We start from the raw sequence: 13976 nt of genomic DNA, 5'->3' as shown, positions 1-13976 counted from the left end.
GCCGGCAAGCTTGCGGTCGAGGCCGTCTAAGCAAAAGAAATTCTCGGAGTCTCTCGCTTTCTTTGCGCTGTCAAAATTGGGGCACCCGTCAGTTCGTTGATGATGATAGAAAAATTTTTTATGGAAGAAAGTCTTTTCTTCATTCCCGAATTTTTAACGCCCTAATCCGATTCAAGGCTGCCGCTAATTCAAATCTTCTTACATACGCCAATTCACCTTGATGACCATGATGGGCCGAAAAACTTTGGAGACCATCCTGATTGATCTTATTTTCTACGAAATCAAGCAATTGTGATACTGTTAAGCGTCTGTCAAAAAGGTTTGTCCGTTCGATATACGATAATATTTCTCCAATCATTCTTGTCTGGCTTTCGTCGACCAGCTGTTCTACATAAGATAAATCAATTTTTTCTAGTCCATATTGAATTTCAGAAAGCCGGCAAGCAATTTTAGATTTTTTCCCTTTTCTGCTGTTCAAGCTGCCTGATTCCGGAATACGAAGCTTCCATTCTCCAAATTTCTCCCCTCCTTCATGCTTTCTTCCGGTTTTAATTTGACAGGCAATCTGTTTTGCTTCATGTGTGACGTCATAAGGCTTATAATGATCCATTTTAATTACGCGATCCGCAACGGAAAAGTAATCTCCCGATCCGCCCATAACTAAAATTGTTGAGACATCAAAATCCTGCTTCAATTGTAAAACTTTATCGATAAATGGAGTAATGGGCTCATGCTCTTTATGAATTAATGCTTGCATTCTGGCGTCCCGAATCATAAAGTTTGTTGCACTTGTATCCTCGTCGATCAATAATGTTTTTGCTCCTGCTTCTAGCATTTCCATTATATTGGCTGCCTGCGATGTACTGCCGCTTGCATTTTCCGTAGAGAAGGATTTTGTGCTTTTTTGAAACGGCAGATTGTTAATAAAAGCGGAAATATCCACCTTCTTTATACTGCGGCCATCTTCGGCACGTATTTTGCATGCTGAACGATCCGTCAAAACAAATTCACGGCCGTCCCCTTCAATATGGTCATAAACACCATGCTCGAGCGCCTTTAATAAAGTGCTTTTTCCATGATAACCTCCTCCAACGATCAAGGTGATGCCTTTGTATATAGCCATGCCCTTCAACGGTTCTTGCCGATGCGGAACAGGAATTGAGACTTCCATTTCCTTTGGACTTTGAAAAGGAACAGCGCCCTTCAACGGCTGATCACTTACGCCGCTTGCACGCGGCAAAATTGAATTATTTGCAATAAACGCTATTATTCCTCTCTCTTTCATATAGGAGCGGATCGCCATTTGCTGATCGCAAAGCTGAATCGCGCTCTCAATATCTTTCCCCTTCACAGAAAAGACAGAATGCCGCAAAATTTCGGGAAGTAGTTGAAAAAATATTTTTTTGGCTTCCTTGCCTAATATTGTTCTCCCTTGAGCCGGAAGACCGATTGAAAGACAAACTGTAATATCGTTTTCTCCTATCTGAACAGCTGTCCGTTCTAACACCTTCTGCCCCGGTTTGTCAATCATGATCAGCCCGCTTTTTCCAGAGCCGCGTACGTTATTTTTCAAATTAGAAATAGCTTGAAATACTTCGCGGACAATCATATCTTCACATCTTATCTTTCTTTGCCGGCTGTTTGTCCATTTTTGTAAAAAAGCCGTTTTGCTTCTAGCGATCAATATTCTGATTTTCGAAGGACTCGCAAACGGATCGCCCTGTACATAATCGATCAACAATTCAAAATCAGGAAACTTGTACGAGCCTTGAATCTGTTTGTACGCTTTATATCCTTTGCCATCGATTTGTTCCAGCTTTTTTGCAAGATTGATCATAATACTCCTCCATATTTATGCAAAATTGTCTCGTATAGCTTTTTCAATAATTGCTTTTGAGCGGTCCAGCTCTGCTTTTAGTTGTCTTTTATATTGTTTTGCTTTTTCATAATCGACAAACTGATAATAGACAACCTCTTGAAACTCGGCTCCTTCTTTTTTTCGTTTAATTTGTTTTAAAATGCCGTCTTTTATTAAATCATGAAGCGCTTTGTACAGCTCAGAATGATTCGGACGGTAGCCATACGGGCGAAACTCTTCCCGCAGTTCATCCAATATTTTAAAACCATACAGCCGCTTCTTTTCCGTCATCGTGATTAAATATAATTTTAAAAAAGCGCGCTGCTTCAATAAAAAGCCGCTAGGTTTTCTTTTTTCCGTCATCTCTCCATCCATCTCCTTTTTACAATAATATAATTATGTAAACTTATAGTTTTCCGATCCTTTTATTTTAATCATAATATAAGTTCATATAAAAATATATCTTTTTTTCATTTAGAACATTGTTTGCAAAATGAATTGTCACACAATATGACAAGACCTCCATGCTATTTGTTAAAATATTTGTTTAAGCATAAAGTGGAATGGCATTCGGCTGTTGGTTAATTCGAAAGTCTTTTCCTCTACCACCGAATCTTGACCTTTTTAAAATTTCGATTGCTTCTCGGAAGCATCGGGCATGAACATTTTTTATTCACGCAATAATGAGTGTTACAAACAAGATGATTCTGTCTGAAAAAACGTAGATTAATGGGATGGATTACTTAAAATCATTATTCCTAACATGCCACCTTTTGAAAACCATTAGAAAAATTTAGGAGCAGCTTGACCAAGGGATCCAACCTTCATTATAATATTTCTATAAATTGCCAAAATCCTCATTCGGAAATACTAGTTTAAAAGAAATTACATGACTTTGTTTTCGGGTTTCATCACATAAGAATTCACGGGCTGCTTAGCTATGCAAGTTCGGTTGATTACAATTTGGCTTCCCGCTTTAGTACAATTGCATGATTTGTTGTTTATAGTCTACTTGAACTAAAAATTTTTGACCAACTAAGTACAGCCCATTCAGTTGCAATTTTAAACGAGGAAAGAATATTATTTGTGTGAAATTAAAGCAATTTTGAGAGGATAAGTTATGAATTTAATCTGACTGCTGCCGGAATTATTCTTGATGGTCTCTCTCAATGAAATTTCTTATGTTTCATGGTGATTGACTCTAACTGTAATAGCCTTTAGCCTCCTGCTGTTTTAATTTTTGTAATAAGGCGGAACACCTTTTCTTATAAAGGGGATAAATATGCTCAAATTAAAAAATGAAAGAATAATAAATTTACTTTCTTTTTGCCTGTTAGTGCTAGCAGTTGTGGCGAATTCATTTTTTTCCATTAAACAGTTTCAAGTGATTGAGCAATTTGATAAACTGCAAGCGAGCTTTCCATTGTTTGCACATTCGTTTGTTGCTGCTTTGTTAATTTTAATACAATTGATTGCGGGAATTACCGTGATCATAATCGAAACAATATTTGTTACTTATATTACAAATGTCATGACGAATAAAAAGTTTACATTTAGTAACTTTTTATCAGCCATCATTTTTGCGAATCTTGTTTCCATTTTATTAAATATGACGATCATTTCACTGGCTGGCTTTAATCAACTGCAAGATATTCAATGGCTGGGCTGGTTTCCAGGTTCGCAAATCCTATTGGTTGTTTTTTTCTACTTATATTTATCATATTTAGACAGTTCCACTTCCATCAGCCTAAAAATAAGACTGTGTACAATAATATTTTCGACCACTTATGGTTTGACGCTTATCATTCAAACGTTCATGACTGTTGTGCAATTTCAATGATCTTAGGAAGGTGCATAATATGGAAAAAAAATTTAAGGCTAAAATGAGAATATTGTTCGTAATCTCGATAATCGTTTTTTTAGTAGGAATTTTTAATCTGGTAAAAATTGTTACGAAAATGTTGGGGAATTGAAGAAGATGAAATACTTCAAATACAAGCGGTTAATGAAAAAAAGAAAAGCATTAGCAAATTTCGAGATTTTATTTGGGAATTTTCTAAATAAGTTTGCTGGCGGCGATAAAAAATTGCTGCTGGTCTTTCTCTATAACGTAAATGCAGTCATTACTTTCGCTTCGATGTTAGCACCGATTTTTGTCTATTTGCTCATTTATTTTTTTCATTCCTTTATAAATATAAATCCTTTTTATATCGCCACTATCTATTTTTTTATAACGCTTTTGTTCACTGATATTAATAATGATGATTACGATCATGTGGAACTGGAGAATATTTCTCAATGGATGTATAAAGCTCACAAAATTAAATTTCAATTACTGATTATTAAAAAATTGCTGTTAACATTTGGAACAAACATTTTGTCTTATTGTTTTTTTATGTTGATTTTTATGAGAGAATTTCATTTTAGTTACATAACCATTCTTTTATACGAGATTTTCTTCTTAATAGCTGTTTTTTTTACTATTATTGTAAAATTTTTATGGAGCAATCCTCAGATTGTCTTTTTATTTATTCACGGGCCGAACGCTACGAAAAAGAAAGAACATTTCATCCGGTATAAAAATGACCTGCATTTAGATCAGTATCAAGCGGCTTTATCCCGATCTTGTCAAAATAGAACTTACTACTTATATATATTGTATACTTATTTGTTTGCAGCTGCTTCTTTAGTTCTGATATGTATGATTCATTTTTATTTTAATATTCATAAATTGATTATCATTTCGGTTTATTTAGGAATTGAAAGCGCAATGATTAGTATGATATCTCAAGGAATCATAAATAGCTCAAAACTGTTAAACGACTGTAATTTAAGCGATTTTTATTATATAAAGAAGTTTGATCAAAAAACTTATTATGAGAATTCGCTTTCTAAATTTCTGTCAAGAAGGCTCATCGTAATCCTAATCAGTTATTATGCTGGTGTATTCCTCCTTTATGGATTTTCATTATTTTCAGCTGTCACTGTTTTATGTTCAACAATCATTTACTTCTACACAATAAAAATCATTTCAAAAAGAGTCTATCGCTTTCAAAAATTATCAATAGAAGATATTAAAAACAATTTTTTTGTATATTTTTTTAATCCTTTAGAAGATTTATTCGTTTTAGGGTTGCCTTCTATTACATGCAGCGTTGTAGCTTTTTATTCAATGAAATTCGGCAGTATATATCCTATACTCTTTTTCTTTATTGTTTATTCACATTTTTTATTATTATATAATTTTCTGACAAAAGAGAGGTAAAACATGCTTGAATTGATCAATATAAAAAAAAGATATGGTGAATCAGCCTACATTTTTGACGGTATTAACTTAAAAATAGATAACATGAGCATTGTTGAATTACTTGGTGAAAATGGAATTGGCAAATCAACGTTGTTGAATATCATCGGTGGAATGACAACATTCGATGGGGACATCAAGTTAAACAATATTTCATTAAAGGACGATTTTCAAAAGTATATAAAAGGAGTCTCCTTAATTGGCAATACACCATTTTTATACGATTATTTAACAACGGCTGAAACAATTGATATGATCTTATCCTTCCTGAATGGGGAAAGATTAGATTCGTCTCTAGAAGGTCTTATAGAAAAAATTGGACTCTACAAATATAAAAATACCCTTACACGCGAACTGTCTTTAGGAACGAAACAAAAACTATCTTTAATTTTAGCACTTCTATCTTCGCCTAATTTGATTCTCCTTGATGAACCTTTTGTCAATTTCGATATTAGGTCAAGAAAAGTTATTCTCGATTATTTGAAAAATTACGTCATGCAAAACAAGGCAATTTTAATTTATGCCACTCATTCAACGGATGCTGATTTAACTGATTTTTCAAATCAAAAGATCATTTTAAAAAGGAATGAACAACTGAATACAGTAGTTTTAGAGTGCGGCAGCCGTGAAGCATAAATTTTGTATGCTCGGTTATAGGAAGTTCATTTTTCTTTTTGGGCTTTCTAAGGAACAGTTTCACCTTGATTTCCAGCCTTCTTTTTCCGCGATTTTACTAACATACAAATACTGTTTGAATCATTCTTTCATATAGCAGAATGAAAAACAAAAAAATTCCTAAAAAAACAGCATTTACGAGGATAGCTCGAGTAAATAGTAGTCAAAGCCTGATGAAACAGTTCATAAAGGAGTCCAAAAGCTATTCAAAACCAATCAATCTCTATAAAAATTGACCCTGCTAGAACAGTCGCTAATGTTAATGGAGATTTTCAAACTCAAGGGGCAGTGTCTTGGACTTATAAAGCCTTGGTTGGAAGATTGTTGTCTAGCTCTTTGGAGCGCTTCACGTGCATCGGGTTTGTCATCACGAGAGGAATGCCCTTCTCGTCAAGAAAGTAAGCGAGATTGAGCCAATAATGTCCCGTTGGCTCGATGCCAACGATCACTTCCGTTTTTTCAACTTCCTCCATCGCTTTCACGATGCACTGGTACAACCATTCCAATCCTTCTTTCGATTGCAGAACGGGAAACGGCTTTTTTAACACCCTCCCTCGCTCATCCACAAAGCAGGCATAATGCTTCTTTTTCGCGATATCCATGCCAACGATGAGCGTTTGATCGGTGACTTGATTAATCTTCTTGTTTGAGATAGAACTCATGTATAGTCCTCCTTGGTATCCAAATTAGGGGGCAATTAATCCGATTGACACCCCCGAATCATACCAAGAGGGCTTTTTTATTCAAGTCCCCGAAAAAACTTCTAACAGGAATGTTCCTTATAGGCTTTTGTTTATTCTTTGCTATGGCTGTTCCTAGCCTAATCATTTACTTTGTTTCTTTAGGAGTTAATCATTTCTTAGGAGACTATGTAAATTATAGCTCTCGGTCAGACTTATACATTTTTCTTTATTGGTAAGTGCAGTAGCACTCGTTTATATGCTCAGATTTATGGTAATTATTAAAGGACTCGCAGCATCGCTCATAATACCTAACTGGATCACTTACATTTTTGAGTTTTCTTTTGCATAGATAGCTGTGTATTTTCCATACAGTATGTTATAAATAACCATTTAAGTAATGTGTCCATTTTTCAAGGAGGAGAGTTACTTTTATCCTTTTTTGTTGCATTTTTATTTTTAGGGTGTGCCATTCTTTTCTAACCTAGATGATATATCAAGGATAAAATTGGGATAGACATAGTAGAAGTAGAAAATACTATGTCTTCATAAATATTAAGGAGGAGGATATGATTTTGAATTTTATTCATGGGCTAAAGAAAATGGATTAAGTAATGCAAAATACACTATTTTTGTACGTGAACAGCTTCAATTGATCGATTGTACAGCTGTTTGTATTATTTTAAAAGAAAGAGAGTAAAAAAATTCGATCAATGCTGTCAATCTTGGATATTACCAACAATGTTCTGCCTGAAACATAAAAGGAGCATCCAATAGATGAAAGTACGTCTGATTGGATGCTCCTTGAACTTCTTAAAAAAACTTTTTACGATCACGTTCTTCTTTTAAAATTTCCACCGCCTCTCGAAAACGTTGCGAATGAACAATTTCTCTTTGGCGCAAAAATCTTAATCCGTCATTTAAGTCTGGATCATCTGACATATCGATAATCCATTGATAAGTAGCTCTTGCTTTTTCCTCGGCAGCTATATCCTCATACAAATCAGCTATCGGATCCCCTTTTGCTTGAATATAAGTCGCAGTCCACGGAGTTCCAGCAGCGTTGTTATAAAACAAGGCGCTGTCATGATTGACATAATGCTCGCCTAGTCCTGCTTCCTTTAATTGTTCCGGTGTCGCATCTTTCGTCAATTTATACACCATTGTTGCGATCATCTCCAAATGAGCAAATTCTTCTGTTCCAATATCCGTTAAAAGTCCTACTACTTTGTCGGGGATCGTGTATCTTTGATTCAAATAGCGAAGGGCGGCAGCAAGTTCTCCATCTGCTCCGCCGTATTGTTCAATTAAATATTTTGCAAGTTTTGGGTTGCACGTACTCACCCTGACAGGATATTGTAGTTTTTTTTCATAAAACCACATGTTCTTTCTCCTTTCATCGTATGAGTATAGTTAAACGGATTAAAGCTATACTTGCCATGGCCACGGCATCGTTCCCCAGCTCCAGTTCGCGTCTGAAAAGCTGTTTCCAAATTGCTGCAGCGCACCGAATTTTGATTCAAACATTTGCTTCAATTGTTTTGAGTATTGGGCATATTGGTTAAATTGCTGGATTGCTTCTATATCATTTGGATGAGTGTCTAGATAAAGCGATAATTCAACAAGCACGAAATCAGCCGCTTGAATTTCTTCAAGGAGCTGATAGTACTCTTGAGGAAGCTCCTTCATTTTGGCTACCTCCCTTTTTTCTCATACGGATTTTCGTAATAGTCATAAAAAAATCGCCAAAGAGTCCCTTTTTTTAATGCTTCTTTTGCGGAAAATTGCTGCAAGTTCGGCGGCTGAAAACCGAGGAAAAGGTTTGGCGGTGTGGAATAGTATTTGACACCGATTGGTTTACATGGATCATATCTGCTATGAAAAGGACGATATGATTTTACGGTCGTAAAAGATTTTTGATGCTTCTCATTCATTGTCATCACCTCTTTGAAGTTCATTTCTCTTTATACGATTATTCTTAAATAGTTTGTCTTGATGACTGAAATAAAGTTGTTTTCTTAAGTTTTCTGCGGCCATCCAGCAGTTGTTGGTCAGGAGATTTTTGGTAATTTTTAAAAAATGGGTTGAAATATTCTGAATTTTCCTTTATTATAAAACTGTATTTCGTTCATCCAGAGTTTACACAACGAAAAAAAAAATTAGGAGGATGATCGATGAGTCAATTAATCGCTAATGTTGAAGGGAAAGTAGCGGAGTTTCTAAAAGGGAAAAAAAAGTTGTACATTAATGGTGAATTTGTCGAAAGCGTTTCCGGCAAAACGTTTGACACTCCTAATCCAGCAACTGGAGAAACTCTTGCAACGGTTTATGAAGCGGACAAAGAAGATATTGACCGTGCTGTCCGTGCGGCAAGAGCTGCTTTTGACAGCGGGCCATGGTCCAAAATATCAGCTGCTGAACGAAGCCGATTATTGTACAAACTGGCGGATTTACTGGAAGAAAACAAAGAAGAACTAGCTCAGCTGGAAACGCTGGATAACGGAAAACCGATCCGGGAAACTAGAAATGCAGATATTCCGTTAGCCATTGAACACTTGCGTTACTATGCCGGATGGTCTACAAAAATAGTCGGGCAGACCATTCCTGTCAACGGACCATTTTTCAATTATACAAGACATGAACCTGTTGGTGTTGTCGGCCAGATTATTCCATGGAACTTCCCGCTTCTAATGGCAATGTGGAAACTTGGTGCCGCTCTTGCAACTGGTTGTACAGTCGTTTTGAAGCCTGCAGAACAAACTCCACTTTCAGCCCTTTATTTAGCAGAGCTTATTGAAGAAGCAGGTTTCCCACCTGGGGTTATCAACATAGTACCGGGCTTTGGGGAAACAGCTGGGCAAGCGATTGTTGATCATCCTCTGGTAGATAAAATTGCTTTTACCGGATCGACGGAAGTTGGCAAGCTGATAATGAAAAATGCCGCACGTTCACTGAAGCGAGTTACGCTGGAATTAGGAGGCAAATCGCCGAATATTATTTTGCCGGATGCTGATCTGTCAAAAGCGATTCCAGGTGCATTAAACGGTGTAATGTTTAATCAAGGTCAAGTATGCTGTGCAGGTTCTCGTGTGTTTATTCAGAAAAAACATTACGATAATGTATTAGCAGATATGGCCTCCCATGCCCAAAATATCCGCCAAGGCTTTGGTCTGAATCCGGAAACAGAAATGGGGCCGCTCGTATCTGAAGAGCAGCAGTCAAGAGTGTTGAATTATATTGAAAAAGGAATTGAAGAAGGCGCAGAAGTTGTGACCGGCGGATCTACGCCATCTGAAAAAGGGTATTTTGTCACTCCTACAATTTTTGCTGATGTTGAAGATAAAATGACAATTGCCAAAGAGGAAATATTCGGTCCGGTCATTGCTGCATTGCCTTTTGAAGATTTAGATGAAGTTATTGATCGGGCAAACAACAGCGAATACGGCTTAGCTGCCGGTTTATGGACGAGAGATGTGGCCAACGCTCACTATGTCGCCAATCGCTTGAGAGCAGGAACTGTTTGGGTCAACTGTTATAATGTATTTGACGCAGCTTCTCCGTTTGGCGGATACAAACAATCAGGTATCGGTCGCGAAATGGGTTCATATGCTTTGAACAACTATACAGAAGTAAAAAGCGTGTGGATTAGCTTAAATTAAAATATATAATTCAGAATAGCGCCTGTCTAAAAAACAATATCTAGGCCCCACAGAAAATGATTTCTGTGGGGCTTTCCAGTTGTCGAGAACTTCTCCTAAAAGGTTGAGTTCCGCCTGCTTTAGTACTTTCTGCATTGAGAAAAGCTCGGGCATTTCCTCTGTGAAAAACAACAGAAACAGTAATTGTCCATAATACAGCAGAACACCCCTTCCCTGTTCGGCTTTAAATTAAAAAAAGCGTTGTCTTCTCTGCTTTTTACAAATTAAAGGACGCACAGCATCAAAAAGGAATTACAGGGAAAATCGCGATATAAAATGAACATTGTTTCTAAAAATCTTTCAAAAACAGAAATGAAGAAGATTATGAAATCTTTAAAGGAAAACCAAGTAACGGGATAAATCAAGTAATTTTATATATGAAATCTGTACAAATAGTAAACAAAATGAATTTAAAGGGTGTATAGACAGATGAAGCTATTATTTGAGATTGAAGAATATGAGGATACAAAAGATGCTCCTTTTGAGCTATCCTTTTATTTCTACAAAAGATTATATATGTATATTGTTGAAAATGGACAAAAACAACATTCCGTGATGGTCTTTTATTAGATATCGGAGATTACTTGATCAAATTCAGTAATGAAAAATAGTTCAAGGGACCGTAGAAACTCATGAGAATGCTTTAAAATATTACATTAAAAAAATCCCAAAATCGTCTGTTTATTGATTGTTGTATTATGATTCAAGCAAACAAAAAGTACTGGATTGTCATTTCACGGACTTTGCTAAAGCTTTTGTAAAGGAATACCAAGATATATAGACGACATTTTAAAGCAGGATGAAAATGCGTATGATGATAAAATTTTTGTTATGATGGCAGATCTAATCAAGAAGTAGTATTTGCTGTTATAATGAAATTTGAATGTACTTACTTCTGTCATTAAAATAGAGTTTGTCTATTAGTTCCCAAAAAAGCTAAAGAAGCTGACGTGCTTATTTGAAAAGATGAAAAGTATACTGTTCAATGAACGATGTTTGGGCAGATTGACTTAAGGGGCCGTCCAATTAGTTGATTTCACGGTATTGGATCCCCTTTTCATGTTCAGTAATGCTGATATATCAGCATTTCTTGATTATTGAATTCCAATGGATGTATCCTTTTGGGACAATCCCCTGATTTTATTTTGCATTGATATGCATGGCATTTTTCATACATAATTCAGGCAGCTGCTCTTTTTTAATAACAAGACCGAGTATTGACAAACATATTTCTTCCCATCCAGCCTCTCCTCTCACATAAAAAATGCATTTCTTCAAAAAATCATCCGTTTTTAATTGGTGAAAAACCGCTTTAAGGAGCTTCCCTCTTCCATCTAAAAGACGCGCTTCTTTTAGTTCACCCTTTTTCAAATTGCTTCATATAGTATTCTGGACGATTGAATGAAAAGGAGGATTTTGTTGTCTTGAGTGAATCGTATATTAATGAATTAAAAAAATGGTGTGATGATCTTTATGGAAACATCATTTCAGAACACCCTTTTGCAAGCGAATTCGAGGAAAAAATAATCCGTTTCAAAACAGAGCTGGACAAAGCCGAGTCCGTTTCAGAAAGCGAACTTTATGAACAGGCGAATCAATTGTATGATGAATTCAGATCATTTATTGAAGGTGAAGATGACCGGTCTTTGGCTGTGCCGATAGGACAACATAAGCTTCCTCCTCTTCCCTATCGATACAATGCGCTTGAGCCGTATATTTCAGAAGAAATCATGAGGCTTCACCATTTGAAACACCATCAAAGCTATGTAGACGGTTTAAACAAGGCGGAAATCGAAATGGAAAAAGCACGGAGAACAGGAGATTTTTCATTGATTAAACATTGGGAACGGGAAGCAGCTTTCAATGGGGCAGGCCACTATTTGCATACAATTTTTTGGAATGTCATGAACCCAAAAGGCGGGGGCGAGCCGAAAGGTGAATTAAAGGAAGCGATCAAAAATTCATTCGGAAGCTTTCAAGCATTTAAAAAGCATTTCAGCGAAGCTGCAAAAGCAGTCGAAGGCGGAGGCTGGGCGATATTAGTATGGTCCCCCCGTTCAAGAAGATTGGAAATATTGCAGGCGGAAAAGCATCAAAACTTAAGCCAATGGGATGTCATTCCTCTTCTTGTATTAGATGTTTGGGAGCATGCATACTACTTGCAATATAAAAACGATCGGCAAAAATATATCGATAATTTTTGGAAAATCGTCAACTGGCCAGAAGTGGAACAAAGATTTCAAACTGCAAAAAAAGTCATTTGGAAGCCATATTGATAAGGCTATTCGAATCGTTTCATCACTTCCGGCAAAATGTCTGGAATATCGCCCGCAAGCATTGATCTTACACCTTTCGTTTTTACAAACAGATCTGCACATAAACCGTGTAAATAGACTGCATTTGCCACAGCTGCTTTTTTGTTCTCATAATAGGACAAAAAAGCAGCGATGATTCCCGTTAATGCATCTCCGCTCCCGCCTTTGCCCAAAGCAATGTTTCCAGTTGGATTGATCATTCCTGTTCCATCCGGAAATGCAATCACTGTATATTGGCCTTTTAAAACAACAATGACATTTTCTTCAACGGCAAATTTAGAAGCAGCTTCGATTCTGTTCTTTTGTATATAGCTGATCGGCTGATCGATTAAACGGCTAAATTCCCCCGGATGCGGTGTTAACACAATAGGATGTTGTCTATTTTTCGGATATGTGCGTTTTTGTAACGCACCGGCATCCAGCACAACAGGCCAATCGTTTTGTAAGATGGATTGAATGGCTTTTTCGGTCTCTTCTCCAGGAACGATACCTGGTCCAATTGCACATACTGACAGCTTTTCCGGGAATTCACCATCCCCTGCTTTTATGAGACCTTCAAAAAAATAAGTTGCTTCAGGAATTTGCCCGGCGATGGCCCCCGCTACAAATGGTGTTGTGCCGATCACAAGCTTGCCAATTCCTGCCCTCATAGCTCCTTTCGCAGCAAGAAGCACACTTCCCGGCATTTCGTCGGAGCCAGCAATTAAATAGCCTGTTCCAAAAGTGCCTTTATGGGAAAAAGACGGATGGTTCGGCCATGTTTGCTTCACATCTATTTCTGTCCAGACCTTCCATTTCCCTTCTTCCTTCAGGCCGATGGACACAACTTCCTTTTTTCCGTAAAAAGATGAAGAAGGCAGCAAAAAGGCTGATCGCTTATATCCGTGGATGCTGATGGTGACGTCTGCTTTAACCGCTATCGGCGCTTCTCCGGAGTCGGATAAAACTCCTGAAGGAACATCAACGGAAACGACAAAAGCGTTTTGTCCATTAATCCATTCAATGATGTTTTTCACATCATCTCTTAGCGGATGCCTTGCACCGACCCCCAGCAAAGCGTCAACGATGACTTGGTAATGATTTTGTTCATATTCGGCTGTTTCGAGAAAACCGCTGTTTTTATAAAAAGCGAAATGATGCTTCGCTGCTTCACTTTTCGGTGCCCCAAGCGGAAAAGAAAGATCGGCATGGTAGCCGTTTTGTTTTAAATATCTGGCCAAAACAATTCCATCTCCGCCGTTGTTGCCTTTACCGGACAATATTAAAATGCGATCATCTTTTTTTACGTGCGAAACAAGCTTTTGAAATAAAGAGCGCCCGGCGTTTTCCATCAACACAATAGAAGAAAGGCCATTTTTTTCTGCCAGATTGTCAATGTTGCGAATATCCTCTTCAGTATAAACGAACACGAACAACACCTCCTCTCAAAAAGGAAAGAAAAAATAA

At 37.0% G+C, this 13976-nt stretch carries 12 protein-coding genes and 1 pseudogene; 5 read left to right on the top strand and 8 right to left on the bottom strand.

Features of this window, described 5'->3' with window-relative positions:
* Positions 1-139: 139 nt before the first annotated feature.
* The gene (locus tag FB379_RS03465; protein WP_063389721.1) at positions 140-1837 is read right to left on the bottom strand and encodes an ABC-ATPase domain-containing protein; all 1698 of its coding nucleotides are present in this window, start codon (positions 1835-1837) and stop codon (positions 140-142) included.
* A gap of 15 nt (positions 1838-1852) precedes the next feature.
* Positions 1853-2221 (bottom strand): replication termination protein, encoded by a 369-nt coding sequence (locus tag FB379_RS03460; protein ID WP_063389720.1) that lies wholly within the window; start codon positions 2219-2221, stop codon positions 1853-1855.
* 919 nt (positions 2222-3140) lie between these two features.
* On the opposite strand from FB379_RS03460, the gene FB379_RS03455 reads away from it, so the two are divergent.
* The 3 genes from FB379_RS03455 (at position 3141) to FB379_RS03445 (ending at position 5798) form a co-directional block, all read left to right on the top strand.
* Positions 3141-3698, top strand: a complete 558-nt coding sequence (locus tag FB379_RS03455) for a hypothetical protein (RefSeq protein ID WP_063389719.1) — start codon at positions 3141-3143, stop codon at positions 3696-3698.
* A 138-nt stretch (positions 3699-3836) separates the two neighbouring features.
* Entirely contained in the window at positions 3837-5123 is a 1287-nt protein-coding gene (locus FB379_RS03450; RefSeq protein ID WP_144597002.1) for a sugar transporter, read from the top strand.
* Positions 5124-5126: 3 nt separating this feature from the next.
* Complete coding sequence (locus tag FB379_RS03445; protein ID WP_144597000.1) at positions 5127-5798, top strand: ABC transporter ATP-binding protein; 672 nt, start codon at positions 5127-5129, stop codon at positions 5796-5798.
* A 347-nt stretch (positions 5799-6145) separates the two neighbouring features.
* Here FB379_RS03445 and FB379_RS03440 read toward each other — a convergent pair.
* The 4 genes and pseudogenes from FB379_RS03440 to FB379_RS03425 all read right to left on the bottom strand — a co-directional run.
* A pseudogene (locus FB379_RS03440) lies at positions 6146-6499 on the bottom strand (IS110 family transposase); the annotation flags it as partial.
* Between the two features lie 831 nt (positions 6500-7330).
* Complete coding sequence (cotJC, locus tag FB379_RS03435; protein WP_063389715.1) at positions 7331-7900, bottom strand: spore coat protein CotJC; 570 nt, start codon at positions 7898-7900, stop codon at positions 7331-7333.
* Between the two features lie 45 nt (positions 7901-7945).
* A complete protein-coding gene (locus FB379_RS03430; protein ID WP_063389714.1) occupies positions 7946-8206 on the bottom strand; it encodes a spore coat protein CotJB in 261 nt (86 codons plus the stop codon).
* 5 nt (positions 8207-8211) lie between these two features.
* Complete coding sequence (locus FB379_RS03425) at positions 8212-8451, bottom strand: spore coat associated protein CotJA (RefSeq protein ID WP_063389713.1); 240 nt, start codon at positions 8449-8451, stop codon at positions 8212-8214.
* 240 nt (positions 8452-8691) lie between these two features.
* Between FB379_RS03425 and FB379_RS03420 the strand changes: the two genes are divergently transcribed.
* The gene (locus FB379_RS03420; protein WP_130158011.1) at positions 8692-10176 is read left to right on the top strand and encodes an aldehyde dehydrogenase family protein; all 1485 of its coding nucleotides are present in this window, start codon (positions 8692-8694) and stop codon (positions 10174-10176) included.
* A 1179-nt stretch (positions 10177-11355) separates the two neighbouring features.
* On the opposite strand, the gene FB379_RS03415 is transcribed toward FB379_RS03420, so the two are convergent.
* Positions 11356-11586, bottom strand: a complete 231-nt coding sequence (locus FB379_RS03415; protein WP_144596998.1) for a hypothetical protein — start codon at positions 11584-11586, stop codon at positions 11356-11358.
* 53 nt (positions 11587-11639) lie between these two features.
* On the opposite strand from FB379_RS03415, the gene FB379_RS03410 reads away from it, so the two are divergent.
* On the top strand, positions 11640-12491 hold the full coding sequence (locus FB379_RS03410; protein WP_082830427.1) for a superoxide dismutase: 852 nt from the start codon (positions 11640-11642) through the stop codon (positions 12489-12491).
* A gap of 5 nt (positions 12492-12496) precedes the next feature.
* Here the strand turns inward: FB379_RS03410 and FB379_RS03405 are convergent, their stop codons facing one another.
* Entirely contained in the window at positions 12497-13939 is a 1443-nt protein-coding gene (locus FB379_RS03405) for an NAD(P)H-hydrate dehydratase (RefSeq protein ID WP_144596996.1), read from the bottom strand.
* Between the last annotated feature and the right edge of the window lie 37 nt (positions 13940-13976).

Source organism: Aeribacillus composti (assembly GCF_007827555.1).
Classification (GTDB): Bacteria; Bacillota; Bacilli; order Bacillales; family Aeribacillaceae; genus Aeribacillus; species Aeribacillus composti.
Note: the sequence above shows the minus strand (reverse complement) of the source record. Positions and strands in the feature narration are given on the sequence as shown.

Bases quoted from the DNA above. Each gene is read 5' to 3' on its own strand.
- FB379_RS03465 (WP_063389721.1), bottom strand. From the start codon at position 1,837: ATGATCAATCTTGCAAAAAAGCTGGAACAAATCGATGGCAAAGGATAT.
- FB379_RS03460 (WP_063389720.1), bottom strand. From the start codon at position 2,221: ATGACGGAAAAAAGAAAACCTAGCGGCTTTTTATTGAAGCAGCGCGCT.
- FB379_RS03455 (WP_063389719.1), top strand. From the start codon at position 3,141: ATGCTCAAATTAAAAAATGAAAGAATAATAAATTTACTTTCTTTTTGC.
- FB379_RS03450 (WP_144597002.1), top strand. From the start codon at position 3,837: ATGAAATACTTCAAATACAAGCGGTTAATGAAAAAAAGAAAAGCATTA.
- FB379_RS03445 (WP_144597000.1), top strand. From the start codon at position 5,127: ATGCTTGAATTGATCAATATAAAAAAAAGATATGGTGAATCAGCCTAC.
- cotJC (WP_063389715.1), bottom strand. From the start codon at position 7,900: ATGTGGTTTTATGAAAAAAAACTACAATATCCTGTCAGGGTGAGTACG.
- FB379_RS03430 (WP_063389714.1), bottom strand. From the start codon at position 8,206: ATGAAGGAGCTTCCTCAAGAGTACTATCAGCTCCTTGAAGAAATTCAA.
- FB379_RS03425 (WP_063389713.1), bottom strand. From the start codon at position 8,451: ATGAATGAGAAGCATCAAAAATCTTTTACGACCGTAAAATCATATCGT.
- FB379_RS03420 (WP_130158011.1), top strand. From the start codon at position 8,692: ATGAGTCAATTAATCGCTAATGTTGAAGGGAAAGTAGCGGAGTTTCTA.